Origin of the sequence: Micromonospora sp. NPDC057141 (genome assembly GCF_042670805.1) — a bacterium.
Lineage (GTDB): Bacteria > Actinomycetota > Actinomycetes > Mycobacteriales > Micromonosporaceae > Micromonospora.
In genome coordinates this window covers 25575-51086 of sequence record NZ_JBHUVA010000028.1, presented here as the reverse complement: position 1 = coordinate 51086, position 25512 = coordinate 25575, and the positions used below count along the sequence as shown (strand labels likewise).

The following is a 25512-nucleotide window of genomic DNA, read 5'->3' as shown; positions in this document are numbered from 1 at the left end:
CCGGATCAGAGCAGGGCGCCCTCGTCGTGCAGCCAGTCCACGAAGGTGGTGGCCACCGCGGCCCCGCAGTCGAGCATCTCCACCAGCAGCGCGTCGTGCGCCCCGGCCCCGAGCGGCACCTGGAGCTCCGCGTAGATGGGCAGCTGCCCCCGCTCGGTGGGGTCGCCGATGTAGGCCTTGCAGAACCGGCGGGTGTGGTTCCACTCGTTGACCACCCGGTAGGCCCGGTCGGCCCAGTCCGGTGGGACCGTCGCGTGCGGACGGGCCCGCATCACCAGGATCTCGTCCTCGGGCCCCTCCAGGGTGACCAGCACCGCGTGCCGCTCCCACATGGCCAGCAGGTTGCCGTCGCCGTCGGCCAGGTAGCGCACGTCCAGCAGATCGAGCGCGTCGCAGACCCGGCGAAGGGTGACCGGCACGATGGTGGCCGACATGTCGGCGATCATCGGCCGGTCGACGGACGGGCAGTCGTCGCCCGGTTGACGTGGGGCCGGTGGTCCGACCCGGACGGTGCTGTCCACTGTGATCCCGCTTCGAGTTTCCGGTTCGCCGCCAATGGCGGGACCGGGGCGCCATGACCACCACGGCATCGCTCGCGCACCTCACTCCCCAGCGGATCCAGCCGCCTACGGTGCGTTGGATCCGAGGATGGACGGTACCCGGACAGCCGGGTTGTGGCATCCCCCCAACGACAGCCCCGGCCCAGAAGAATGACCACCGGTCATACTTTCGGATGACTCCCGAGCGGCATAATGCCGAGATCCGCGACCTTCTGCGACCACACGGCTCCGTATGGTCCCACCAGACCGACCCATCGGCCGGCCGTCCTCACCTGAACATCGCCGTCCCCGGAACCCGCACCGGGGCTCACGGCGGCCCCGCTGGCGCTGCCGCGGCGGCCCAGGAAGCCCATCCGCACCAGCCCCTGGACCAGCCGCTGGGCGATCTCGACCGGGGGGCCGGGCGGGTCGTCCGGGGTGACCATCACCGCGACGTGGTCGAGCAGCGCGTCCCGCAGCGCCCGCTGCCCCACCGCCCGGCCGGCCACCCCGTGCGCGGCGGCCTCCCGCAGCGTGCCGGCCGCCGCCTCGGCGATCCGCCACAGTTCCCCGGCCGGCAGCAGCTCCACCGACCGGCTCGCCGGCGGCGGCAGCGGCCAGCGCCACTGCGCGTCCCGCCGCGTGGGCAGGTCGCCCACGCCGGACGACAGCGCGGCCAGCAGGTCCCGGGCGGCCACCGTGACGTCACCGCAGCCCGTCCCGGCCACCGTCCGCACGGCCAGCACGCCCCACGGCAGCCGGGCCCAGAGCGCCGTCCGGCCGGCCGCCGCGCCCGGCTCACCCACCGGCGTGGGAGCCGACCCGTCGCCGGCTGCGGGCCGATCCCCGGCGGGGGAACCGGGCGGGGTCGCCGGTCCAGCCGGGCGCAGCCGGACCGGCGCGGCCGGGTCGAGCCGCACCAGCCGGGCCAGGAACGCGCCCGCGTCGGCCACCCCGGTCAGCCCGTGCCCGCCGGCCGGGCCAGAGCCGCCGGTCAGCCCGTGCCCGCCGGCCGGGCCAGGGCCCGTAGCGGCCGGATCAGGGCCGCCGGCGGCCGGGCCGGGGCGCTGTGGGCGCGCCGGGGCGTCGCTCACGCCGGCCCCCCGGCCGCGCCGCCGGGGGCGTACGACAGCAGGAAGGCCCGCTCCTCGTCGGTGATCCGCCGGGGCCGCTGCGCGGTCAGGTCGAACGGGACCAGCACCGAGCGGGCGGTGCTGGCGAGGGTGTCGCCGTCGTACAGCTCGTAGGCGACGGTGAACCGGGACGCCCGGATCTCCTCCACCCACAGCTCGATCCGGACGGTGGGGGCGGCCTCGGCCGTGGCGCGGCCCAGCGCGTAGTCGACCGGGCGCAGGTAGTCGACCTCGTGCCGGCGGATGACGACCCCGTCGGCGAACGAGCCCACCCCCCACGCCCGGCCGCCGGCGAACATCAACGCCACCCGCGCCTCCTCGTAGAGGGTGAGGAAGCGCGAGTTGTTGACGTGGCCGTACGCGTCCAGGTCGGACCAGCGCAGGGTGCAGTGGTAGACGAAGCGGTCCGCCATGTTCAGTCGCGGGTGAGCTTGCGGTACGTCACCCGGTGCGGGCGGGCCGCCTCGGCCCCGAGCCGGTCGACCTTGTTCTTCTCGTACGCGTCGAAGTTGCCCTCGAACCAGAACCACTTCGCCGGGTTCTCGTCGTCGCCCTCCCAGGCCAGGATGTGGGTGGCGACCCGGTCCAGGAACATCCGGTCGTGGGAGATGACCACGGCGCAGCCGGGGAACTCCAGCAGCGCGTTCTCCAGGCTGGACAGCGTCTCGACGTCCAGGTCGTTGGTCGGCTCGTCGAGCAGGATGACGTTGCCGCCGATCTTCAGGGTCAGCGCCAGGTTGAGCCGGTTGCGCTCGCCACCGGAGAGCACCTTGGTCGGCTTCTGCTGGTCGGGCCCCTTGAACCCGAACGCGGCGATGTAGGCCCGGGACGGCATCTCGACCTTGCCGACCATCAGGTAGTCGAGCCCGTCGGAGACGACCTCCCAGACCGTCTTGTCGCCGTCCAGGCCCTGCCGGTTCTGGTCGACGTACGACAGCGAGACGGTGGGGCCCACCCGGACCTCGCCGCCGGTCGGCTGCTCCAGCCCGACGATGGTCTTGAACAGGGTGGTCTTGCCGACGCCGTTGGGGCCGATGATGCCGACGATGCCGTTGCGCGGCAGCGAGAAGGACAGATCGTCGATCAGCAGCCGGTCGCCGAAGCCCTTGCTGAGGTGGTTGGCCTCGATCACCGTGCTGCCCAGGCGCGGGCCCGGCGGGATCTGGATCTCCTCGAAGTCCAGCTTGCGGGTCTTCTCCGCCTCGGTGGCCATCTCGTCGTACCGGTCGAGGCGGGCCTTGGACTTGGTCTGCCGGGCCTTGGCGTTGGAGCGGACCCACTCCAGTTCCTCGGTGAGCCGCTTCTTCATCTTGGCGTCGCGGCGGCCCTCGACGGCCAGCCGGGCGGCCTTCTTCTCCAGGTAGGTGGAGTAGTTGCCCTCGTACGGGTAGGTCCGGCCGCGGTCCAGCTCCAGGATCCAGTTCGCCACGTTGTCGAGGAAGTACCGGTCGTGGGTGATCGCCATGACGGTGCCGGCGTACTTGGCCAGGTGCTGTTCCAGCCAGGAGACGCTCTCCGCGTCCAGGTGGTTGGTGGGCTCGTCGAGCAGCAGCAGGTCGGGGGCCTCCAGCAGCAGCTTGCACAGCGCGACCCGGCGCCGCTCGCCACCGGAGAGCTGGGTGACGTCGGCCTCCGGCGGCGGGCAGCGCAGCGCGTCCATGGCCAGTTCGAGCTTGGAGTCGATGTCCCAGGCGTCGAGGTGGTCCAGCTCCTCCTGGAGCCGGCCCATCTCCTCCATCAGCGCGTCGGAGTAGTCGGTGGCCATCTGCTCGGCGATGGCGTTGAACCGGTCCAGTTTGGCCTTGGTCTCGGCGACCGCCTCCTCGACGTTGCCGAGCACGGTCTTGCTGTCGTTGAGCGGGGGCTCCTGGGCGAGCATGCCGACGGTGTAGCCGGGCATCAGCCGGGCATCGCCGTTGCTCGGCTTGTCCAGCCCTGCCATGATCTTGAGGAGGCTGGACTTGCCGGCACCGTTCGGGCCGACCACACCGATCTTGGCCCCCGGCAGGAAGTTCAGCGTCACGTTGTCGAGCACGACCTTGTCGCCGTGCGCCTTGCGCGCCTTTTCCAGGACGTAGATGAACTGGGCCACGGTGCGGGCTACCTCCGTTGGTTGCTGATCTCGACGCTTCAGGGATGCGGGCGCGGGCTCCGTGGGCCGCTCGCCGCCGCCGGCCGGGAGCCGGCCACGACGCACGCCACCGGCAATCCTGACAGGTACGCCGGGCTGCGCCCACATCACCCCGCCCGGGCAGTACGTCGGCGCGCCACCTTGCCCCAACCGGTATAACCAGCTAGCTTTCGCGGTATGACCAAGAAGATCGCCATCAGCGTCCCCGACGACGTGGCGGAGCGACTGGCCGAGGAGCCGAACGTCTCGGCGTTCATCACCGAGAGCGTCCGGCAACGGATGGCCGGGGAGCGCACCCGTCGGGCACTGCGGCAGGTCGGCTTCCGGCTGACCGAGGCGGGCCTCACCCAGGCCGGGCAGCGGCTCGACGAGGCACAGGCGAAGATCACGCCCGAGCTGCGGGCCAAGGCGGCGGCGCTGCTGGGCGAGGCTTCGCGCGGACGGCTGGCCTCGTGAGCGAGGCCGGCCTGGTGCTCGACACGCCCTGCCTCCTCGCCTACTCCGAAGGGACCGAGGCGGTCGGCGAGCAGATCGCCAAGGTCGCGGACAAGCTCCAGGTCGTGGTCGTCCCCGCCCTCTGCCTGGCCGCCGCGTACCGGCAGGTGACCAGCGACGGCTGGCCGCTCCTGGACATCCTCGGCGACCTCGAACAGGTGGTCGTCACGCCCGTCGAGCACGACATGTGCGCGGTCCTCGGGGGCTGGTCGCGAGCCCTGGGAAGCATGGACCTGGCGCAGGCGGCGATGGAGGCCGCCCGCGCGACGACGCCGATCATGACGGACCGGCGCGAACCCCTGGGCGAGATCCTGCCCAAGGAGTGGCCGATCATCGATCTGTGAGCCGGGCGGGGCGACGTGATCACCTTCACGGTTCGGCCTGCGGGGGAAGGGTAGGTAACTCCGGCACGGGGCCCCAGACGCCGCAGCTACGCTCAGTACGCTCATCGCGGTGGACCCGTCAGCACCCGGAGGTGGCCGAACGTGACCGTCCGTAGTTCCTTTGTCGTAGTGGCGAACCGACTACCGGTCGACGAGGTGAACACCCCCGAGGGGCGGCAGTGGCGACGCAGCCCCGGTGGCCTCGTCACCGCCCTGCACCCCGTCCTCGCCGAGCACCAGGGGACCTGGGTCGGCTGGGCCGGCGGCACCGGCCCCGCCCCCGAGCCGTTCGACCTGGAGGGCATCGGGCTGCACCCGGTGCCGCTGAGCGCCGACGAACTGGAGCGCTACTACGAGGGCCAGTCGAACGCGACGATCTGGCCGCTCTACCACGACGCGGTGGAGACACCGGCGTACAAGCGGCGCTGGCGCGAGGCGTACCGGCTGGTCAACGCGCGGTTCGCGGAGGCCGCAGCGGAGGTCGCGGCCGACGGCGCGACGGTCTGGGTGCAGGACTACCAGCTCCAGCTCGTCCCCGCGATGCTCCGTGAGCTGCGCCCCGACCTGCGGATCGGCTTCTTCCTGCACATCCCGTTCCCGCCGATCGAGTTGTTCATGCAGATGCCGTTCCGCACCGAGATCCTGCGCGGGCTGCTCGGGGCGGACCTGATCGGCTTCCAGCAGCGGCTGGCCGCGCAGAACTTCGTCCGGCTGGCCCGGCACCTGCTCGGGCTGCGCTACGAGGGGCAGATGATCCAGGTCGACGGCCGCCAGGTGAAGGCGGGCGCGTTCCCCATCTCCATCGACACCAAGGAGATGGAGCGGCTGGCCGAGGACCCGGCGATCCAGGCCCGGGCCAAGCAGATCCGCGAGGAGCTGGGCAACCCGAAGACGATCATTCTGGGCGTCGACCGGCTCGACTACACGAAGGGCATCGAGCTCCGGCTCAAGGCCTTCCGCGAACTTCTTGCTGACGGAAAGTTGACAGTTCCGGACGCGGTTATGGTGCAAGTGGCCACGCCGAGCCGGGAACGGGTGGAGCACTACCAGGCCCTACGGGTCAAGGTCGAGCGCGAGGTTGGCCGGATTAATGGCGAATTCGGCAGGGTCGGCGTGCCGGCGGTGCATTATCTGCATCAGTCGTACAGTCGCAGTGAGTTGGCGGCGATGTACGTGGCCGCCGACGTGATGATGGTGACCCCGCTGCGAGACGGAATGAATCTGGTGGCCAAGGAGTACGTGGCATCGCGCGCCGACCAGGGCGGCGCGCTCGTGCTCAGTGAGTTCGCCGGCGCCGCGACAGAGCTGCGCCAGGCGTTCCTGTGTAACCCGCACGACCCGGACGCGGTCAAGGACGCGTTGCTCAAGGCCGTGCACGTGGAGAAGCCCGAGGCCCGTCGCCGCATGCGGGTCATGCAGCGCCACCTACGTACCCACGACGTGGGGCACTGGGCGAAGTCGTTCCTCACCGAGCTCGGTGTGCCTGATTCGGAGGTTGCGTGAACACGTCCGTCCACGACGGGGCGGCCCCGGCCGCGGGAGTGCTGGATCCGGAGCTGCGGTCGGCCATCGGGCGGATAGCCCGCGTTCCGCAGCTCCTCGTCGCCTGTGACTACGACGGCACCCTCGCGCCGATCGTGGAGGACCCGAGCAAGGCCGTGCCGCTGCCCGAGTCGGTCGCCGCCGTCCGCGCGCTCGCCGCGCTGCCGCAGACCACCGTCGCCGTGGTCTCCGGCCGGGCGCTGCGCGACCTGGCCGCGCTCTCCCGGCTGCCCAGCGAGGTGCACCTGGTCGGCAGCCACGGCTCCGAGTTCGACATCGGCTTCGTCGAGCGGCTCTCCCCCGAGCTGATCGCCGTGCGCACCCGGCTGCGCGACGCGCTGCGCGAAGTCGCCGCCGCCCACCCGGGCGTCCGGCTGGAGCGCAAACCCGCCAGCGTCGCCGTGCACACCCGCGGGGTCGACCCGCAGATCGCCGCCGCGGCGATCGACGCGGTCCGCACCGGCCCCGCCACCTGGGACGGCGTCACCGTCACCCAGGGCAAGGAGGTCATCGAGCTGTCCGTGGTGGCGACCCACAAGGGCACCGCCGTCGACCAGCTCCGCACCCAGCTCTCGGCCAGCGCCGTGCTGTTCATCGGCGACGACGTCACCGACGAGAACGCGTTCGGCAACCTGCACGGCCCCGACATGGGCATCAAGATCGGCCCTGGCGAGACGAAGGCGGACTACCGGGTCGGCGAGCCGATCGAGGCCGCCCGGGCGCTGGGCCTGCTGCTGGAGACCCGGCGGCACTGGCTGTTCGGGGAACGGGCCGTCCCGATCGAGCGGCACTCGATGCTCGCCAACGGGCGTACGGTCGCGTTGCTCACCCCCGAGGCCAAGGTCACCTGGCTCTGCCACCCCAAGCCCGACTCGGCGGCGATCTTCGCCGACCTGGTCGGCGGCGGGCCCGCCGGGCACTTCAGCGTCGCCCCCGAGCGCGGCGGCATCCCGCTCGGCCAGCGCTACCGCTCCGGCACGATGACCGTGGAGACCCGCTGGTCGGGCCTCACCGTCACCGACTGGCTGGACAAGCCGGCCCGGGAGACCACCCCCGACGGCCCGGCCGTCGTCACCGGCGACTCCGCCCTGGTGCGGGTGCTCACCGGCGCCGGGAAGGTCCGGGTGGAGTTCGCCCCTCGGCCCGAGTTCGGCCAGGTCGCCACGCAGCTCCAGCCGGTCGGCGACGGGCTGCTGGTGCTCGGCTCCAACGAGCCCATCGCGCTCTACTCCCCCGGCGTGGAGTGGACGGTCAGCAACGACGGCGGGTACGAGACGGCGAAGGCCGTCGTCGACCTCTCCGCCGCCGGCGGTCAGGTGGTGCTGGAGCTGCGCTTCGGCACGCACAGCCTGGAGCACCACCGGCTGACGGTCCACGAGCGGCAGGCCGCCGCCGAGCAGCCGTGGAAGGACTGGGTGGCCTCGCTGCGGCTGCCCACCACCGCCCGCGACCTGGTCGCCCGCAGCGCGCTGACCCTGCGTGGCCTCTGCCACGAGGCCACCGGCTCGATCCTCGCGGCGGCCACCACGTCACTGCCCGAGGAGCTGGGCGGCGTCCGCAACTGGGACTACCGATACTGCTGGCTGCGCGACGCGGCGATGACCGCGCGGGCGCTGGTCGACCTCGGCTCCACCGAGGAGGCCGAGGGGCTGCTGCGCTGGGTGGACGGCTGCATCGAGCGCACCGGCGGGCACCCGGAGCGGCTGCACCCGCTCTACACCGTCGACGGCTACGAGCTGGGCGCCGAGGCGGTCATCGACACCCTGCCCGGCTACGCCGGCTCCCGGCCGGTGCGGGTCGGCAACCTCGCCAACCACCAGCTCCAGCTCGACGTGTTCGGCCCGATCGCCGACCTCATCGCCGCGGTCGCCGATGCCCGAGGCTCCGTCCGCGAGGACGAGTGGCGGGTGCTGGAGAACATGGTCGAGGCGGTCCGCCGCCGCTGGCACGAGCCCGACCACGGCATCTGGGAGGCCCGCCTCCCCCCTCGGCACCACATCTTCTCGAAGGTGATGTGCTGGATGACCGTCGACCGGGCGCTGCACGTGGTCCGGCAGCACGGCGGCGAGGACCGGCCGGAGTGGGTGGAGCTGCGCGACCGGATCGGCGCCAACGTGCTGGAGTACGGCTGGCACGCCGACGTGGAGGCCTACAGCGTCGCGTACGGCGACGAGGACATGGACGCCTCCTCGCTGTGGATCGGCCTGTCGGGCCTGCTCCCCGGCGACGACCCGCGCTTCCTGTCCACCGTGCTGCGCATCGAGGCCGACCTGCGCAGCGGCCCGGTCGTCTACCGCTACCACTGGGACGACGGCCTGCCCGGGCGCGAGGGCGGCTTCCACATCTGCACGGCGTGGCTGATCGAGGCGTACCTGCGCACCGGCCGCCGCACCGACGCGGAGGAGCTGTTCGCCCAGATGGTCGACACGGCGGGCCCGACGGGGCTGCTTCCCGAGCAGTACGACCCGCTGGCCGAGCGCGGGCTGGGCAACCACCCGCAGGCGTACAGCCACCTCGGCCTGATCCGCTGCGCCCTGCTGCTGGACAACATGCTCAAGCAGTGACCGCTGAGTTAGGAAGGGCCCCCTGTTAACGCTTTCGGCATAGCAGGGGGCCCTTCCTAACGCCCGGCACGTGTGGGCCCGGTCAGGCGCCGGGCGGGAGCCAGCCGTCGAGCGCGCCCACCACGTCGCCGACGACCACCACTGCCGGCGGCCGGAACCCTTCGGCGACCACGTCGGCGGCCACCGCCCCGAGCGTGGAACGGAGCACCCGCTGGCCGCCGGTCGTGCCCTCCTGCACGACGGCTGCCGGCGTGTCGGCGGGGCGGCCGTGGGCCAGCAGGGTCGCGGTGATCGCGGCCAGATTCTTCAGCCCCATCAGGATCACCAGCGTGCCGCGCAGGCCCGCGAGGGCGTCCCAGCGCACCAGCGAGGCCGGCGAGTCGGGCGCGACGTGCCCCGACACGACGGTGAACTCGTGCGCGACCGCCCGGTGGGTCACCGGGACGCCGGCCGCCGCCGGCGCGGCGATCGAGCTGGTCACCCCGGGCACCACGGTCACCGGCACCCCGGCCGCCGCGCAGGCCAGCAGCTCCTCACCGCCCCGACCGAAGACGTACGGGTCGCCGCCCTTGAGCCGCACCACGAAAGCCCCGGTCAGGGCGCGGTCGACGAGGATCCGGTTGATCTCCTCCTGGGCGCGCGACGGCCCGTACGGGATCTTCGACGCGTCCACCAGCTCGACGCCCGCGCGCAGCTCGTCGAGCAGGAGCCCCGGCACGAGGCGGTCGGCGACCACCACGTCGGCCTCGGTGAGCAGCCGCCACCCCTTCACGGTGATCAGCTCCGGGTCGCCCGGTCCGGCCCCGACGAGCGCCACCCGCCCGCGCCGCTGCACGGGGGTGGTGGTGTCAACAGGGCGCCCCTGCTCTACCGAATCCGTTAACAGGGGGCCCTTCCTTGCACCGAGGAGGGTGCGGATGGCGTCGCGGACCGTCATGGCGCGGCGGGGGTCGCCGCCGCCGAGGACGGCGACCGTGACCGGGCCGTGCCGGGTGACCGCCGGCGTCCACGCGGTGGCGGCGGCCCGGTCGTCGGCCCGGACGCAGAAGATCCGCCGCTCGGCCGCGGCGGCGCTGACCGCCGCGGCGGCCACCGGGTCGTCGACGGCCGCCTGCACCAGCCAGGCCCCGTCCAGGTCGGCGGGGGCGAAGCGGCGCGGCTCCCAGTGCAGCCGGCCGGCGTCGACGTGGGCGCGCAGCGCGGGGGTCAGCTCCGGCGAGACCAGCAGGACGTCCGCGCCGGCGTCGAGCAGCGCCGGCACCCGCCGGGTGGCGACCGCTCCCCCGCCCACCACGACCACCCGCCGGCCGGCCAGCCGCAACCCCAGGGGGTACGGGTTGGGTGCGCTCACTTCTCGGCCACCCCCGCCGCGTCGAAGGTGGCCACCTCGTGCAGCACCCGGACCGCGCCGGTGACCACGGGCAGGGCCAGCAGCGCGCCGGTGCCCTCGCCGAGGCGCAGCCCGAGATCGATGAGCGGGTCGAGCCCGAGGTGGCGCAGTCCCGCCGTGGCGCCCGGCTCGGCGGAGCGGTGCCCGGCGACCAGCGCGCCGACCGCGTCCGGGGCGAACGCGACGGCGGCGAGCGCCGCGCTGACCGCGATCACCCCGTCGAGGAGCACCGGCACCCGGCGGGCGGCGGCACCGAGGACCAGCCCGGCCAGGGCGGCGTGCTCCAGTCCGCCGACGGCGGCGAGGACGCCCAGCGGGTCGGCCGGGTCGGGGGCGTGCCGGGCCAGCGCCGCCCGCACCACCCCGATCTTGCGGGCGTACGTGGGGTCGTCCACGCCGGTGCCCCGGCCGGTGGCCTCGGCGGGGTCGACGCCGGTGAACGCGGCGACCAGGGCGGCGGCCGGGGTGGTGTTGCCGATGCCCATGTCCCCGGTCAGCAGGATGCCAGCCCCGGCGTCGATCAGCTCGCGGGCGACCCGGATGCCGGTCTCCACGGCGGCGAGCGCCTCGTCGCGGGTGAGGGCGGCGGTTACGGCAAGGTCGCGGGTGCCCCGGCGCACGTTCGCCGCCACGAGGCGGGGTGCGCCGCCGGGGCCGCCCGAGAGGCCGGGTGCGCCGCCCGGGTCGTGCCTGCCGGCGGGGCCGCCGTCGGGGCCGGGTGCGCCGTCCGGGCCGGCGGGGACGGCCGGCGGCAGCGGGGTGGCGACGCCGACGTCCACGACGGTGACCGAGGCGCCGACCTGCCGGGCGAACGCGTTGACCACCGCCCCGCCGGCCAGGAAGTTGCCGATCATCTGCGCGGTGACCTCCTGCGGCCAGGGGGTCACCCCCTGGGCGTGCACCCCGTGGTCGCCCGCGAAGATCGCCACGGCGGCCGGCTCGGGCAGCGGCGGCGGGCAGGCGCAGGCCAGGCCGGCGAGCCGGACGGAGAGCTCCTCCAGGACGCCGAGCGAACCGGCCGGCTTGGTGAGCCGGCCGTGGAGTTCACCGGCGGCGACCATCGCCGGCTCGTCGAGCGGTCGGATCGCCGCGATCGTGGTGTGCAGCATCATTCCTCCAGGATCTCCGCCAGCGCCTGCGCGAACGCGTCGGTGGTGACCCGGTCGCGCACGGCCACCCGCAGCCAGTCTGCGCCGAGGCCGGGGAACGTGTCGCCCCGGCGTACCGCCCAGCCGCGCTCGCGCAGGCGCTGCCGCACGCCGGCCGCGCCGGGCAGGTGGATCAGCACGAACGCGCTGGCCGGGCGGCCCGCGACGCGTACCCCGGGCAGCGCCGACAGGCAGGTCACCAGGTGGTCGCGGTCGGTGGCGAGCTCGGCGGCGATCGCGCGCTCGGCCGCGACGGCGGCCGGGGACGCGCAGGCGGTGGCGGCGGCGAGCGCCGGGGTGGAGACCGCCCACAGCGGTTGGGCGGCGGCGAGGCGGGCCAGCAGCGGGGCCTCGCCGAGCAGGTAGCCGATCCGCAGCCCGGCCAGCCCCCAGGTCTTGGTGAGGCTGCGCACGACGACCAGACCGGGCAGGTCCCGCCGGCCGGCGAGGGACTCCGGCTCGCCGTCGACGCCGGGCACGGTGGTGGTGTCGGCGAACGCCTCGTCGACGACGAGGACGCGGCCGGGGCGGGCCAGCGCGGCGAGGGCCGCGGCCGGGTGGAGCACGGAGGTGGGGTTGGTGGGGTTGCCGACCAGGACGAGGTCGGCGTCGGCGGGCACCCGGGCCGGGTCGAGCCGGAAGCCGTCGGCGGGGTCGAGCAGCACCCGCTCGACGGGGTGCCCGGCGGCCCGCAGCGCGGCCTCCGGCTCGGTGAACTGGGGGTGCACGACCACCGGCCGGCGCGCACCGGTCAGGGCGCGGGCGAGCAGCACGAAGCCCTCGGCCGCCCCGGCGGTGAGCAGCACCTCCTCCGGGGGACGGCCGTGCCGGGCCGCGACGGCCGCGCGGGCGGGCCGGGGGTCCGGATACGCGGCCAGCTCGCCGAGGGCGGCGGTGATCGGGTCGGCCAGCCAGTCCGGCATCAGGGCCCGGCGGACGTTGACGGCGAGGTCGACCAGGCCGTCGCCGACCTCGGCGTCCCCGTGGTGGCTGAGGTCCGGCCCATGGTGGCCGAGGCCGGGACCGTGGTGGCCGGGGTCCGGACCGTCCAGGCCGGGGTCCGGACCGTGGTGGCCGGGGTCGGGACCGGGGTCCTCCTCGACGGTGGCGTCCGGCTCGTCCCGGGTGGGTGGTGGCGGCACCAGGTGAGCACGCATGTCCGCGATCCTGCCGGGAAGCCGCCGCGCGGGACAGCGCATCCCGGCGTGGGCCACGTCACCTGGCGCCGGTTTATGAATTGTTCTCACAGATGAATCGGAAATGTCATAACTTGACCCCGTGAGCAACCGACCCCTTGCCTCCGCTGGCCGTCTCGTCCCTCTCCTGCGCGCCGGGCTGATCGCCGGCATCGTGATCGCCGCCGCGCTCTACCCGCTGGCCGCCGTCACCGGCCTCGGCGCCAAGGCCACCGCACACGCAGTGGAGCAGAAAGCCGACATCCTGCGCACCGCGCTGCCCGCCGAGACCTCCTACGTGTACGCGCCGGACGGCCGCACCGTGCTGACGATGTTCTACGAGGAGTACCGGCGCTACACCAAACTGTCCGACATGTCCCCGCACATCCAGCAGGCCATCGTGGCCGCCGAGGACAGCCGCTTCTACCAGCACCAGGGTGTCGACCCGAAGGGCGCCGTCCGCGCCTTCGTGGCCAACTCCCACTCCGGCGGGGTGTCCCAGGGCGCGTCGACCCTGACCATGCAGTTCGTCCGGATGACCCTGCGGGACAGCGCCAAGACCCCGCAGGATGTCCAGGCGGCCACCGAGCAGACCAGCCTGCGCAAGGTCAAGGAGATGCGGATGGCGATGGACATCGAGAAGGAGCTGACCAAGGAGCAGATCCTGGAGCGCTACCTCAACTCGGCGTACTTCGGCCACCGGGCGTACGGCATCTACGCCGCCGCGCAGATCTTCTTCTCCAAGACGCCGGCCACCCTCACCCCGGTCGAGGCGGCCACCCTCGCCGGCCTGGTCAAATCCCCCTCCGAGTACGACCCGGCCAGCTCCGACCAGAAGGGCGCCACGGATCGACGCAACTACGTGCTGGACCGGATGGCGCAGCTCGGCTATCTCAGCCCGGACGCCGCCACCGCCGCGAAGGCCGAACCGATCCGGCTCAAGCTCACCGACCCGCCCAACGACTGCGCCTCGCTGCCCGGGAACTACCAGACCTGGGGCTTCGCCTGCGACTACCTGAAGAACTGGTGGAGCGCCCAACCCGCGTTCGGGGAGAACCGGCTGGAACGGATGGACAAGCTACGCCGTGGCGGATACCGGATCGTGCTCAGCATCGACCCGAAGATCCAGGCGGCGGCCGAGAAGAACGTCGGGGCGAAGGAGAACACCGGCAGCCCGTTCGCCAACGGCGTCGTCGTCGCCGAACCGGGCACCGGGCGGATCAAGGCGATGGCGGTGAACCGCACCTTCTCGCTGGACGTCAGCGAGAACGGGCCCAGCTCCAACCCGGAGGCGTCGCCGAAGGTGAAGGCGAACTACCCGAACACCGTGGCGCCCCTGCTCGGCGGCGGCGACCTGCCCGGCTATCAGGCCGGATCGACGTTCAAGATGTTCCCGATGCTGGCCGCGCTCAACGCCGGGATGCCGCTGTCCACCGCGTACGACTCGCCGCACCGGTACCGCTCCGAGGTGTACGACGGGTGGGCCCCGTCCAACGCCAGCGGCGCGATGACCGGCCGGCAGACCATGTGGTCCGGGTTCGGCAAGTCGGTGAACACCTACTTCGTCCAGCTGGAGGAGCAGATCGGGGCGGACGCCGCCGTCCGGCTCGCCGAGCAGCTCGGGCTGCGCTGGCGCACCGACGTCGACCGGGAGCAGGCGTCGCCGGCCAAGGCCAGGAAGTGGGGCGCGTTCACCCTGGGCGTCTCCGACGCCACCCCGCTGGAGATGGCGAACGCCTACGCCACGATCGCCGCCGACGGGCGATACTGCGAGGCGATGCCCGTCCAGTCCATCAGCGAGCGGGACGGGACCCCGGCCACCTACACGACCGCCGGCGGGATCGAGCGGGAGGTCGCCAAGCCGCGCTGCCGGCAGGTGGTCAGCGCCGACGCGGCCCGCGCCGCCACCGACGCCGCCCGCTGCCCGACCGGCGACACCCCGGCGAAGGGCAGCTGCGGCGGCTGGTCGACCGCCGACAGCGTCCGGCGCACGGTGGGGCGGCCGGTGGCCGGCAAGACGGGTACGACCGACAGCACCCGGTCGGCCTGGTTCGTCGGCTACACGCCGGAGCTGGCGGCGGCGAGCTTCATCGCGGACCCGGACAACCCGTTCAACGCGGTCGGCGACGGTCAGTCCCAGATCCCGATCGCGGCGGTCGCGAACACCCTGCGCGACGCCCTCAAGGGCCAGCCCGCCCGCCAGTTCACCCCGCCCTCCGACGCCATCGTCGGCTGACGCCCCGGTCCACCGCAGGTCACCCGGGAGCCGCCGGACCGGTCACGCCGGAGCCTCGAGCACCGCGCCGGCCCGCGCCGCCGCGACGACCCGCGCCCCGACCCCCGGCTGCCCGGCCCAGTGCACCATCAGCTGGGAGGCGTGCACGCCCCGCCAGACGAACCCCTCGGGCGCGCCGCCGTCCCAGCTCCACGCCGGGGCCTGCCCCGCCCGGGGGGTGAGCACCGCCCGGTGCTCCTTGTAGCCGACCACCGTCGCCCCGGCCGGGGCGAGCACGCTGTCGGTGCGGGCGGTCGCCTCCCGGTAGCCGACCACCACGCCGTCGCGGCTGGCACCCACCGCGTCGAGCACGCCGCACATCGGCAGCCCGTCCAGCTCCCGGGCCAGCCAGAGCAGGCCGGCGCCCTCGGCGAGCACCGGCCGCCCGGTGCGGGCCAGCTCCGCCACCGCGATGCAGAGCCGGCGGTTGGCGGAGAGCTGCTCCGCGTACGACTCGGGGAGGCCGCCGCCGACGACCAGCGCGGCCGCCCCGGCGGGCAGCGCCTCGTCGCGCAGCGGATCGAAGCGGACCACCTCGGCGCCGGCCGCCCGCAGCAGCTCGGCCGTCTCGGCGGGGCCGTAGTCGCCGCCCGGCCCACCGGCCACCGCGATCACCGGGGGCACCGCCCCGCCGGCCGGCACCGACCCGGCCGAACCGGCTGGCTCGGCCACCCCGGGCGGGTCCGCCGGGTCCGGCGACCAGGGCTCGCCCGGCACCGGCGGGGCCGACCGGGCCAGCGTCAGCAGCCGCTCCAGGTCGAGCGTGGCGGCCACCGCCTCGCCGAGCCGGCGGATCGCCCGCAGCCCGTCGGCGTCCCGGCCGACCACCGGGGCCAGGCCGTGCCGCCGGGCCGGCAGCACCGGGGGCAGCTCGTGGCGGCGCACCGCGCCGTAGACCGGCACGCCGACGTCGTCGAGCGCCTCGCGCAGCATCGCCTCGTGCCGGGGCGAGGCCACCCGGTTGAGGATCACCCCGCCCAGCCAGAGCTGCTCGTCGTACGCCCGGAAGCCGTGCACCAGAGCGGCCACCGACTGCCCCATCGCCGCCACGTCGACCACCAGCACCACCGGGCTGCGCAGCGCGATCGCCACGGCGGCGGTGGACTCCGTCTCCGGCTGGCCGGCGACCGAGTCGTACAGCCCCATGGTGCCCTGCACCACGGCGAGCCCGGCGCCGGCGGCACCGTGGGCGAACAGCGCCGGGACGCGGCCCGGCCCGACCAGCCGGGCGTCGAGGGTGCGCCCCGGACGGCCGGCGGCGAGCCCCAGATAGCCGGCGTCGACCTGGTCCGGCCCGACCTTGAACCCGGCGACGTCGAGACCCCGCTCGGCGAAGGCGGCGAGCAGCCCGAGCGCCACCGCGCTCGTGCCGTGGCCCGAGGACGGCGCGCTGAGCACGAGGCGCGGCACGACGGTCATCAGCGACTCCTCCGGCGAGGGGTGGTACGCGGCGGCGGTCGGCCCCCCGATCCGCCCGCGTGACGATACCCGCCCGGACGGACACCCGGCGGCCGCCGAACGGGTCGCGTCGCACCGCCCTGCCGGACGCGTCGCGCCGCCCACCCACCCGCCCGACGATGGCCCCGGGGTCGCCCGCCTGGTGACGGCGGTCCTACGGGTAGCCTCGACCCGTGTACCGGTTCCTCCTGACGCCACGCTGGCTGGGCATCCTCGCGCTGACCCTGGTCGCCGCGGCCGTGATGGTGCTGCTCGGCAACTGGCAGCTGGACCGCTACCGGGGCCGCACCGCGATCAACGAGCGGATCGACGCCGGCGGCCGGATGGCGCCGGTGCCGCTGCGCGACGCCGTGCCCGCCCCCACCGGGGGAGGCGGCACGGCCGGCCCGGCCCCCGCCGAAGAGGCCACCTGGTCGCGGGTCACCGTGACCGGCCGGTACGACACGGCGAACATCGTCCTGGTCCGGGGCCGGACGGTCGACAACCGGGTCGGCTTCGAGGTGGTCACCCCGCTGATCCTCGCCGACGGCACGGCCGTGCTCGTGGACCAGGGCTGGGTGCCGCCCGCCCCCGGCGGGGCCCTGGCACAGCCGCAGCTGCCGCCGGTGCCGCAGGGCGAGGTGACCGTGGTGGGCCGGGTGCACCCGACCGAGAGCGGCACCGGGGCCGTGAACCGGCGCGACGGCCGGCTGGAGACCCGACGGATCGGGGTCCCCCGGCTGGCCCGGGAGCTGCCGTACCCGGTCCACGGCGCGTACGTCCTGCTCGACGAGCAGACGCCGGCCGCCGACCCGGTCTTCCAGGCGGTGCCGATCGGGCACACCAACAACTGGCAGAACTTCGGGTACGTCGTGCAGTGGTGGCTCTTCGCCGCCATGACGCTCTTCGGCTACGGCTGGGTGGCGCGGCGGGAGGCCCGGCGGGAGGCCGGGCTGGACGGGCCGGGCACGCCGCTCGACCGGGCCGTGGAGCCCTCTCCCAGCGCCCCCGCCTGACCGCCGCCCGGCCTTACCCGGTCATCTCGGCGCTCCCGTCCCCGGTCACCTTGCTGCGGAAACCGGACAGTCGGCGGGTCGCCGGGCGCGGCGGGAAGTTGTAGTGTCCGCCGGGTGATCGATTACCGTGGGGGGTCGCGGTGACCCCTGATCCCACGCCGCCACCACACCCGCCGGAGCCGCCCTCCTCGGAGCCGCCTCCCTCGGGCCCGCCCTCCTCGGAGCCGGTGACGGCGACGCACCCGTCGACCGATCCGTGGGCGGTCACGCCGCGTTCGACGACGTACTCGACCCCGCCGACGGGCTTCCCGGCCACGGCCGACCCGTTCGCTTCGCCGCCGGCCACCGCCCCGTTCTCGGTGCCGCCGGCCGCCGCGCCGTACTCGGCACCGCCGGCCGGCCAGTTCTCCGCGCCGCCCGCCACCGCCTCGTACTCCGCGCCGCCCGCCAGCAGCCCGTATTCCGCGCCGCCGGGCACCGGTCCGTACTCGGCACCGCCGGCCGGGCCGTACCCGCCGGCGCTGGCGGCCCCGCTCCCGGTCCCGTTCGGTGGCCCGCAGTACGGGGCGCCGTCTGTGGTGGCGGTGCAGATCGGCGAGATCATGGTCGCCCCGCCGGAGATCCGCACGCCGGCCGGCGTGCTGCCGTTGGCCGGAACCCAGTGGCACGTCGCCGACTACTGGCAGACGGAGCAGAAGGTCGCCACCTGGGCGATCGTCTGCGCCGTGCTCGGGTTCTTCTGCCTCACCATCTTCAGCCTGCTCTTCCTGCTGATCAAGGAGACCCGGCACTACGGCACCGTGCAGGTGACGGTCAGCAACGGCCCCCGCCAGTACGTGGCCCGAATCCCCGTCACCGACCAGGGGCAGGTCATGCACATCAACAACCAGGTCAACTACGCCCGGTCCTTCTCTGCCTGACCGGCCATGTCGGGCGGGTGGCGGTATCCGGAGCCCGGGATACCGCCACCTGCCCGACATCACACGGACGCTCAGGTCGGCTCGGCGGTCGGCCGGTGGTCACCCCCACGGCGGCGGAGGTGGCCGCCAGGTCGAGGAACCGCACGCACCTCATCCTGCCAGCCACCCCCGACACCGCTGGGGATACACGGGTCACCGCCGGAAGTTGCCGCTTCCGACGCCGCCGCGTCACCCCGGCCCGGCCCTGTGCCGGATGCCCGGTCCCCGACGCCCCCCAGCGTGCGGGGACCGGTGTCTCGGCTGAGCCCGCTCTGCGCCGACCGCGCCCGAAACGGGCCGGTCAGGCCGCGACGGGCTCCTCGATGCGCAGGCCGCGGGCGCGCACCTCGTCGGCGACGCGGGAGAGCAACGCGTCGAGCGTGACCAGGGCGGTGGAGAGGTCACCGAGCTGTTCCTTGAGCGTGTCCTCGGACCACGCGGAGACGTCCACGTCCCCCAGAGCGCTGACGGCGGCCCCGAGCCGCGCCATCACCTCGTTCGTACTCATGTTCGAAAGGCTATACCAGCCCGTCCCGCGACACGCCGAAAACACCCCGATGAACTGGGACGTTACGGTTCCGTCACCTAACTCCGGTTCGTGCCGGCGGCGTCACTGCCGCCCCGGCGGTCGAGCTGCACCACCTGCACCACCTGCGCCACCTTCGCCAGCAGCAGCGCCTCGGCCGCGCAGACCCGGGCGAACTCCCCGAGGTGCAGGCTCTCGTTCGGGCCGTGCGCCCGGGCGTGCGGGTCCTCGACCCCGGTCACCAGGATCGCCGCCTGCGGGAACATCTCCTGGAACGTGGCGATGAACGGGATCGAGCCGCCGATGCCGATGTCCACCGGCTCGGTGCCGTCCCAGGCCGTACGGAAGGCATCGCGGGCCGCGTCGAACATCGGGCCGGACGCGTCGATCACGCACGGGGCACCGTCGTGTTCGAGCGTCACCGTCACCTGGGCGCCCCACGGGGCGTGCTTCGTCAGGTGCTCGTGCAGCGCCGCGTACGCCCGCTTCGGGTCGTCGCCCGGCGCGAGCCGCACGCTCAGCTTGGCCTTCGCCGCCGGGACCAGGGCGTTCGGGGCCTCGCCGGTGGCCGGGGCGTCGATGCCGAGCACGGCCAGCGCCGGCTTGGTCCAGAGCCGGTCGGTGATCCGGCCCGTGCCGATGAGCGACACGCCCTCGGCCAGCCCGGCCTCGGCCCGGAACCGGTCCTGCGGATAGTCCACGGCCGCGCCCTCCCGGCCGACCAGCCCCGCGACCGCCACGTCACCGGCGTCGTCGTGCAGCGTGGCCAGCAGCCGGACCAGCGTCGTCAGCGCGTCGGGCACCGCGCCGCCGAACATGCCGCTGTGCACGGCGTGGTCCAGGGTGCGGACCTCGACGAAGCAGTTGACGACGCCGCGCAGCGAGGTGGTCAGCGCCGGCACGCCGACGTCCCAGTTCGCCGAGTCGGCGATCACGATCACGTCCGAGGCGAGCGCGTCGCGGTGCTCGGCGAGCAGCCGCTCCAGCGAGTCCGAGCCGTACTCCTCCTCGCCCTCGACGAAGAGCACCACGCCGACGGGGAGCCGGTCGCCGAACGCGCGCAGCGCCGCGACGTGCGCCATGATCCCGGCCTTGTCGTCGGCCGCGCCACGGGCGTAGAGGCGGCCGTCCCGCTCGACGGGCTCGAACGGGTCGGACTCCCACAGCGACAGGGCGCCGACGGGCTGCACGTCGTGGTGGGCGTAGAGCAGCACGGTCGGCGCGCCGGGCGGGGCGGCCCGCGTGCCGATCACCGCCGGCTGCCCGCCGGACCGCACGATCCGCACGTCGAGGCCGCAGCCGCGCAGCAGCTCCGCCACCGCCTCTGCGGACCGTTCGACGTGCGAGTGGTCGAAGCCGTCGAAGGCGACGCCGGGAATGCGGACGAGTCGTTCCAGGTCGGCGCGGACGCCGGGCAGATCCCGCGCGACGGCGGCCCGCACCTCGGCGTCGGACATGATCGGTGAGGTCATGACCGGCATCGTATGCCGGCCTTACCGGAGGCGGACGTACTCGGTGCCGGGGTCGTGCGGCAGGCCCGGCGCGCCGTCGACGACCAGGTCCGCCGCGTCGGCCGTGCCGTCGGCGGCGAAGTGCGCCCGCTCGCCGGCGTGCCAGCGACGCAGCTCGGGCAGGATCCCCGGCCCGTCCCGGGCGACGGCCCGGCTCAACCGCAGGTCGGCGGGCGCGGTGACCAGGACCGACAGGGTCAGCTCGGGACGGACGGCCGCCCGCGCCGCCGACATCCCCTCGACGATCACGACGGGGGCGGGCGGCACGGGCAGCTCGCGGGGCAGGAAGCGACGCCGCACCCAGCTGTACCGCCGGTAGGACCCGGGGCGGCCGGCCCGCAGCGGGGCGAGCACCCGCCGTTCCAGCCGGGGCCAGAAGGTGAGCTGGTCGGCCCAGCCGTCGAGCAGGTCGTCGGTGTGCACCACCGGTGGCCGCCCGCCGCCGGGCAGCGCCGCGAGGGCCTCCGCGAGGCGCGCCGCGAAGACGCTCTTGCCCGCGCCGCTCGGCCCGTCGACCGCCACCAGTCGGGTACGCCCCAACCGCGCCGGCCCGGCCAGCACCCGCCGGCCCAGCTCCGCGTACGTCTCGACGGCCGGCACCCCCACAGGCCCGACGCTAGCGGCCTCTCCCGGCGGGTACGTCGTCCGGTCGACCCGAGCCGTTTTCGGCACACGGACGCCCCACGCCACGGGCATGATCGTGCCGTGCGCCACAACGTGATGAGCCCGGGCATCGACGCCCTGCTGGAACAGGCCCGTTCGGGGGTCCGCCGGCTGACCCCGCACGAGACGGTCGAGGCGGTACGCCTCGGCGCGCTGCTCGTCGACACCCGCACCGACGCGCAGCGCCGGGAACAGGGCGACCTGCCCGGCGCGGTCGTCATCGACCGGACGGTGCTGGAATGGCGGCTGGATCCGGCCAGCGAGTGGCGCATCCCCGAGGCCACCGGCTACGACCGGGAGATCGTGGTGGTGTGCCGGCAGGGCTACAGCTCCAGCCTCGCCGTGGCGAGCCTGCGGACGCTCGGCCTGCACCGCGCGACCGACCTGGTCGGCGGGGTCGAGGCGTGGCGGGAGGCGGGGCTGCCGATGTCCGACCGCCCCGCCGACGTCCGCTACTGACACCGCCGGCCGCACTCCGGTCGTGGCCCTGCGGTCGGGCCGGCCGGCGGTGCTGAGGCGGGCTGCGGTCAGGCCGGCTCGGCCACCCGGCCCAGCCAGTCCGCCGCCTCGGCCCCGGTGAGCGCCCCGTCGACCGTCAGGGCCGCCGACATCAGCGGGAACCGCCGGATGTTGTTCCAGCTCCGCTGGTACGGCGGCGGGTCGAGCACCACGACGCGGGAGCCCTCGAAGAGCGGGATGTCCGCCGGGGCGCCCTCGTTCCAGATCCACTTGCCGTGCCCGTCGACCAGGTTGAAGCTGCCCACCACCGTGCCGCCGAACCGGTCCTCGGGCGCGTCGGTGGCCACGTCGACCCAGGCCGGATCGACGGTCAGCCCCTCGATCAACCCCCGCTCGGCCGGCCCGGCGAGCGCCCCGGCCAGCAGGGTGTGCAGCTGGAAGTTGTCGGCCACCCCGTCGATGGTGACCCGCCAGCCCCGGCCCGTGGCCCGGTGCAGCACGAGCAGCCGCTCGCCGTCGAGCACCCGCAGCAGCCCCAGGACGCACTCCAGATCGGGCCGGTCCCCGGCCAGCTCCGTTCCGACCTCCAGCAGCCGCTCCCGGTGCGGGAACGAGGCGCGCACCGATGCGGACTGCTGCAACAGGGTGATCGCGGGCATCGCCCAGGCGCCGGCCGCGTACCAGCACTGGACCGCGTCCTCGTCACCGCACGCCTCGTCACCGCACGCCTCTGCCAGGGCGGCGCTCGCGCCGTCCATGGTGGAAGGGTCGTCGGGGTCGGGCGGGGCGTCGTCGCCGCGTACCCGCTGCCAGCCGGCGCGGAAGCGGTGCGCGCCGGCCAGCGCGGCGGCGAGCCCGTCGGCCACGGGTGCGACCAGCGCGTCGGGGCGGGCCCCCAGCTCGACGAGCGCGCCGCAGAGGACGGAGAACTGACCGCCCGCACCGGTGCCGAGCTGTGGCAGCAGCGCCACGCACCGGGGCAGCACCGCGTCCAGCTCCGCGCCGGACGCCTGCTGCGCCGCCTGCCAGACCCGCGCTACGGCCCTGCTCATGGCGTCGCCGTCACGTCCGCGCACGGCCGCCTCGACGGCGGCGACCCGGTCCGCCAGCTTCCCCCTGCGATTGAAGATCATCGGCGCAGCCTAGCGAGCGCGCCCGCCCCGCACGGCCGCCGTCGCGGGCGGTGGCGACCCGGGATCCGACTCGCGGTCGCCGACCTGCGCGTGTCCGGACATGTGCGACACGTCACTGCCGGTGCGTCATGGAGACTCGGGTCGGCGCGGCGCCCCGGGTGGGACGAGACCCGGGTCAGCGCGGCGCTCCGGGTGGGACGAACGGCAGCCCGGCGGGCGGGCCGGACTCGATCAGCCGCCACAGGGCGGCCGTGTCCAGGTGCTCCTCGACCAGATCGCCGAGCAGGTCCAGGGAACGCTCGCGGGCGGCGGCGAAGCTGGTGTCCGGGGCGACCCGGAAGCCGGTACGGCCGGCGAGGCGGGCCGCCTCCGTGAGGAACCGGCGGCGGAACGCGTCGGATTCGAAGGCCCCGTGCCAGTGGGTGCCGCACACCGCGCCGAGCACGGCCCCCTCGCCGGTGCCGTCGTCGTACGCCAGCAGGGGCGGCAGCCCCGGGTCGGCCGACGAGACGTGCCCGTGGTGGATCTCGTACCCCCGGACCGGGACGCCCGGGTCGGCGGCGGCGGTGCCGGCCGCCTGCCGGACGGTCTTGCGCCCGGCGAAGGTGACCTCGACCGGCAACAGGCCCAGCCCCGCGACGCTGCCCGCACGGCTCTCCACCTCGTCGTGCACGGCCCGGCCGAGCATCTGGAAGCCGCCGCAGATGCCCAGCAGCGGCTTCCCGGCCGCCGCGTGCGCCGCCACGGCGTCGGCCAGCCCCGTGCGACGCAGCCAGGCCAGGTCGGCCACGGTGGACTTCGAGCCGGGCAGCACGACCAGGTCGGCGGCGGCCAGCTCGGCCGGCTCCACGGTCAGCCGGACCCGGACGCCGGGCTCGGTGGCCAGCGCCTCCACGTCGGTGGCGTTGCTGATCCGGGGCAGCCGGACGACCGCCACGTCCAGCCAGTCCGTGCCGTGCGGGGCCGCCGGCCGGCCGAGCACCCGGCCGTACGCGAGCGAGTCCTCCGCGTCCAGCCACAGGTCCAGGTGCCAGGGCAGCACCCCGTACGTGGGGCGGCCGGTGACCTGGGCCAGCATGTCCAGCCCCGGCCGGAGCAGCCCGATGTCACCCCGGAACTTGTTGATCACGAAGCCGGCGATCAGCGCCTGGTCGGCCGCGTCGAGCAGGGCGATCGTGCCGAGCATAGAGGCGAACACCCCGCCCCGGTCGATGTCGCCCACCACGATCGTGGGCAGGCCGGCGTGCCGGGCCAGCCCCATGTTCACGTAGTCGCCGGCCCGCAGGTTGATCTCCGCAGGGCTGCCGGCCCCCTCGCAGACCACCACCTCGTACGCCTCGCGCAGCTCGGCCAGCGCGCCGAAGGCCGCCTCGGCGAGCCGGGGCCGCAGGGCGTGGTAGTTGCCGGCGGTGACCGTGTCGACGGCCTCGCCGAGCAGCACCACCTGGCTGGACCGGTCGCTGCCCGGCTTGAGCAGCACCGGGTTGAACCGCAGGTCGGGGGCGATGCCACAGGCCGCCGCCTGCATCGCCTGGGCCCGGCCGATCTCGCCGCCCCAGCCGATCTCGCCGCCCCGGCCGTCCGGGCCGACCACGACGGCCGAGTTGTTCGACATGTTCTGCGCCTTGAACGGCGCGACCTTCACCCCGCGCCGGTGCAGCCACCGGCAGATCCCGGCGGTGAGCACGCTCTTGCCCGCGTCGGAGGTGGTGCCGGCGACCAGCAGCCCCCCGCTCACCGGCCCGCCGCCCTCACCGGCCGGCCCCGGCGGAGGGGTGCTCGGACCCCCCGGCGGGCCCTAGGGAGTTGCCCGCACGAACGGGGCGGCCGGCGACGCACACAGTCCTGCCGCGCGCAGTCCCGCCGCGCGCTGCGGTGGTGCGGCCCCACCGGCCGGTCCCCGCCAGCGCGGTCCTCGCCAGCGCGCCGACCAGCCGGCCGACCGTCACCGGGTACGCGGCGGCCAACCCGAGCGCGGCCAACCCCACGGCGCCGGAGATCCTCGCCGCCCGCTTCAGGTGCCGCGCCTCCGGGCGGGGCCCGTCGCCGAGGTACGGCCGCACCTCCGACCGCCCGAAGTAGACGTTGCGCCCACCCAGCCGTACGCCCAGCGCGCCCGCCATCGCCGCCTCGCACTGCCCGGCGTTCGGGCTGGGATGGTCGTCACGGTCGCGCAGCCACACCCGCCAGGCCCGCCCCCGGTCGCCGTGCGCCGTCGGGGCCACCGCGACGGTGAGCAGCCCGGTCAGCCGGGACGGCACGAGGTTGAGCAGGTCGTCGAGGCGGGCGGCCGGGGTGCCGAAGCGGGCGTACCGGGGCGACCGGTGACCGACCATCGCGTCGAGCGTGTTCGCCGCGCGATAGCCGAGCAGGCCGGGCAGCCCGGCGACCGCCCCCCACAACAGCGGGGCGACGACCGCGTCGGAGGTGTTCTCGGCGACGGACTCGACGGTGGCGCGGGCCAGCTCGGGCCCGTCCAGCGTCGACGGGTCCCGCCCGCACAGGTGCCCCAGCCGACGGCGGGCCGCCGGCACGTCCCCGCCGCGCAGCGCGCGACCCATCACCGTCGCCTCGTGGCGCAGGGCACGCCCGCCGAGCACCGTCCAGGTGGCGGCGGCCATCAACACGGCCCGACCGACGGGCCGGTGCCGGGTGGCCACCGTCGCCGCCGCCCCGACCAGGACCGGTACGCCCACGGCCAGTGCCGTGAACGTCGCGCCGGCGGCCCGGTCCGGCCGGTAGACGTGCCGCTCCAGCGCCCCGGCCGTCCGGCCGAACCCGGCCACGGGATGCCAGCGGCGCGGGTCGCCGAGAAGGGAGTCCAGAGCGTACCCCGCCACCAGCCCTGCCGCGTTAGCCGCGGCGACCGACCGTCGCACCTGCCACCACCCCCGGCCGGCAGCCTAGCCGCCCCTCCCCAGCGGGGCGGAGCCATGTCGGCTGGGCGGGGGCCGCTGAGGCGGCTGGGCGGGGCCATGTCGGCGACATGGGGGTATCCCGGCGCCAGGACACCGCTATATCCCCGACATGATC

At 74.7% G+C, this 25512-nt stretch carries 22 protein-coding genes and 1 pseudogene; 8 read left to right on the top strand and 15 right to left on the bottom strand.

Translation table 11 applies throughout. The features are described 5' to 3' along the window. Window positions 1-5: 5 nt before the first annotated feature. The 4 genes from ACFT41_RS16820 to ettA form a co-directional block, all read right to left on the bottom strand. Complete coding sequence (locus ACFT41_RS16820) at window positions 6-590, bottom strand: YbjN domain-containing protein (protein WP_377588687.1); 585 nt, start codon at window positions 588-590, stop codon at window positions 6-8. A gap of 131 nt (window positions 591-721) precedes the next feature. Further along, window positions 722-1537, bottom strand: a complete 816-nt coding sequence (locus tag ACFT41_RS16815; protein WP_377588708.1) for a hypothetical protein — start codon at window positions 1535-1537, stop codon at window positions 722-724. A 92-nt stretch (window positions 1538-1629) separates the two neighbouring features. After that, window positions 1630-2085, bottom strand: coding sequence for an acyl-CoA thioesterase (locus ACFT41_RS16810; protein ID WP_377586803.1), 456 nt, complete (start codon window positions 2083-2085; stop codon window positions 1630-1632). Between the two features lie 2 nt (window positions 2086-2087). Beyond that, window positions 2088-3764 carry an energy-dependent translational throttle protein EttA gene (ettA, locus tag ACFT41_RS16805; protein ID WP_377586802.1) on the bottom strand — a complete coding sequence of 559 codons (1677 nt, stop codon included), beginning with the start codon at window positions 3762-3764 and terminating at the stop codon, window positions 2088-2090. 216 nt (window positions 3765-3980) lie between these two features. On the opposite strand from ettA, the gene ACFT41_RS16800 reads away from it, so the two are divergent. From ACFT41_RS16800 to otsB, 4 genes are all read left to right on the top strand, one after another. Beyond that, window positions 3981-4259 (top strand): hypothetical protein, encoded by a 279-nt coding sequence (locus ACFT41_RS16800; RefSeq protein WP_377586801.1) that lies wholly within the window; start codon window positions 3981-3983, stop codon window positions 4257-4259. Beyond that, a complete protein-coding gene (locus ACFT41_RS16795; protein ID WP_377586800.1) occupies window positions 4256-4642 on the top strand; it encodes a hypothetical protein in 387 nt (128 codons plus the stop codon). Before ACFT41_RS16800 ends, ACFT41_RS16795 begins: the two co-directional genes overlap by 4 nt. A 141-nt stretch (window positions 4643-4783) precedes the next feature. Continuing rightward, the gene (locus ACFT41_RS16790; RefSeq protein ID WP_377586799.1) at window positions 4784-6184 is read left to right on the top strand and encodes a trehalose-6-phosphate synthase; all 1401 of its coding nucleotides are present in this window, start codon (window positions 4784-4786) and stop codon (window positions 6182-6184) included. Beyond that, entirely contained in the window at window positions 6181-8787 is a 2607-nt protein-coding gene (otsB, locus tag ACFT41_RS16785) for a trehalose-phosphatase (protein WP_377586798.1), read from the top strand. Before ACFT41_RS16790 ends, otsB begins: the two co-directional genes overlap by 4 nt. Window positions 8788-8869: 82 nt before the next feature. Here the strand turns inward: otsB and cobA are convergent, their stop codons facing one another. Genes cobA through cobC form a run of 3 tightly spaced genes read right to left on the bottom strand, consistent with a single transcriptional unit; the run spans window position 8870 to window position 12482 of the window. Then, window positions 8870-10138, bottom strand: a complete 1269-nt coding sequence (gene cobA, locus ACFT41_RS16780; RefSeq protein ID WP_377586797.1) for a uroporphyrinogen-III C-methyltransferase — start codon at window positions 10136-10138, stop codon at window positions 8870-8872. Then, window positions 10135-11286 carry a nicotinate-nucleotide--dimethylbenzimidazole phosphoribosyltransferase gene (locus ACFT41_RS16775; protein WP_377586807.1) on the bottom strand — a complete coding sequence of 384 codons (1152 nt, stop codon included), beginning with the start codon at window positions 11284-11286 and terminating at the stop codon, window positions 10135-10137. Before ACFT41_RS16775 ends, cobA begins: the two co-directional genes overlap by 4 nt. Then, window positions 11286-12482, bottom strand: coding sequence for an Rv2231c family pyridoxal phosphate-dependent protein CobC (cobC, locus tag ACFT41_RS16770; RefSeq protein ID WP_377586796.1), 1197 nt, complete (start codon window positions 12480-12482; stop codon window positions 11286-11288). Before cobC ends, ACFT41_RS16775 begins: the two co-directional genes overlap by 1 nt. Before the next feature lie 121 nt (window positions 12483-12603). On the opposite strand from cobC, the gene ACFT41_RS16765 reads away from it, so the two are divergent. Then, a complete protein-coding gene (locus tag ACFT41_RS16765) occupies window positions 12604-14736 on the top strand; it encodes a transglycosylase domain-containing protein (RefSeq protein WP_377586795.1) in 2133 nt (710 codons plus the stop codon). A 42-nt stretch (window positions 14737-14778) separates the two neighbouring features. Here the strand turns inward: ACFT41_RS16765 and ACFT41_RS16760 are convergent, their stop codons facing one another. Next, on the bottom strand, window positions 14779-16194 hold the full coding sequence (locus tag ACFT41_RS16760; protein ID WP_377586794.1) for a cobyrinate a,c-diamide synthase: 1416 nt from the start codon (window positions 16192-16194) through the stop codon (window positions 14779-14781). A 212-nt stretch (window positions 16195-16406) separates the two neighbouring features. On the opposite strand from ACFT41_RS16760, the gene ACFT41_RS16755 reads away from it, so the two are divergent. Continuing rightward, complete coding sequence (locus ACFT41_RS16755) at window positions 16407-17228, top strand: SURF1 family protein (protein WP_377586793.1); 822 nt, start codon at window positions 16407-16409, stop codon at window positions 17226-17228. 13 nt (window positions 17229-17241) lie between these two features. Here the strand turns inward: ACFT41_RS16755 and ACFT41_RS16750 are convergent, their stop codons facing one another. Continuing rightward, complete coding sequence (locus ACFT41_RS16750; RefSeq protein ID WP_377613906.1) at window positions 17242-17832, bottom strand: hypothetical protein; 591 nt, start codon at window positions 17830-17832, stop codon at window positions 17242-17244. Between ACFT41_RS16750 and ACFT41_RS16745 the strand changes: the two genes are divergently transcribed. Beyond that, window positions 17807-18148, top strand: a complete 342-nt coding sequence (locus tag ACFT41_RS16745; RefSeq protein ID WP_377613905.1) for a hypothetical protein — start codon at window positions 17807-17809, stop codon at window positions 18146-18148. The genes ACFT41_RS16750 and ACFT41_RS16745 overlap by 26 nt on opposite strands. A 340-nt stretch (window positions 18149-18488) precedes the next feature. On the opposite strand, the gene ACFT41_RS16740 is transcribed toward ACFT41_RS16745, so the two are convergent. The 3 genes and pseudogenes from ACFT41_RS16740 to ACFT41_RS16730 all read right to left on the bottom strand — a co-directional run. Next, complete coding sequence (locus ACFT41_RS16740) at window positions 18489-18695, bottom strand: hypothetical protein (protein ID WP_043966249.1); 207 nt, start codon at window positions 18693-18695, stop codon at window positions 18489-18491. A 77-nt stretch (window positions 18696-18772) separates the two neighbouring features. Then, complete coding sequence (locus ACFT41_RS16735) at window positions 18773-20170, bottom strand: dipeptidase (RefSeq protein WP_377586806.1); 1398 nt, start codon at window positions 20168-20170, stop codon at window positions 18773-18775. Further along, window positions 20163-21010 (bottom strand): annotated as a pseudogene (locus ACFT41_RS16730) (uridine kinase); the annotation flags it as partial. The pseudogene ACFT41_RS16730 and the gene ACFT41_RS16735, both read right to left, overlap by 8 nt. On the opposite strand from ACFT41_RS16730, the gene ACFT41_RS16725 reads away from it, so the two are divergent. Beyond that, entirely contained in the window at window positions 20945-21346 is a 402-nt protein-coding gene (locus ACFT41_RS16725; protein ID WP_377586805.1) for a rhodanese-like domain-containing protein, read from the top strand. The pseudogene ACFT41_RS16730 and the gene ACFT41_RS16725 overlap by 66 nt on opposite strands. 68 nt (window positions 21347-21414) lie before the next feature. Here ACFT41_RS16725 and ACFT41_RS16720 read toward each other — a convergent pair whose 3' ends face one another. From ACFT41_RS16720 to ACFT41_RS16710, 3 genes are all read right to left on the bottom strand, one after another. Beyond that, window positions 21415-22479 (bottom strand): hypothetical protein, encoded by a 1065-nt coding sequence (locus ACFT41_RS16720; protein WP_377586791.1) that lies wholly within the window; start codon window positions 22477-22479, stop codon window positions 21415-21417. 175 nt (window positions 22480-22654) lie between these two features. Next, the gene (locus ACFT41_RS16715; RefSeq protein ID WP_377586790.1) at window positions 22655-24217 is read right to left on the bottom strand and encodes a cobyric acid synthase; all 1563 of its coding nucleotides are present in this window, start codon (window positions 24215-24217) and stop codon (window positions 22655-22657) included. A 13-nt stretch (window positions 24218-24230) separates the two neighbouring features. Next, on the bottom strand, window positions 24231-25358 hold the full coding sequence (locus ACFT41_RS16710) for a cobalamin biosynthesis protein (RefSeq protein ID WP_377586789.1): 1128 nt from the start codon (window positions 25356-25358) through the stop codon (window positions 24231-24233). Window positions 25359-25512 lie beyond the last annotated feature (154 nt).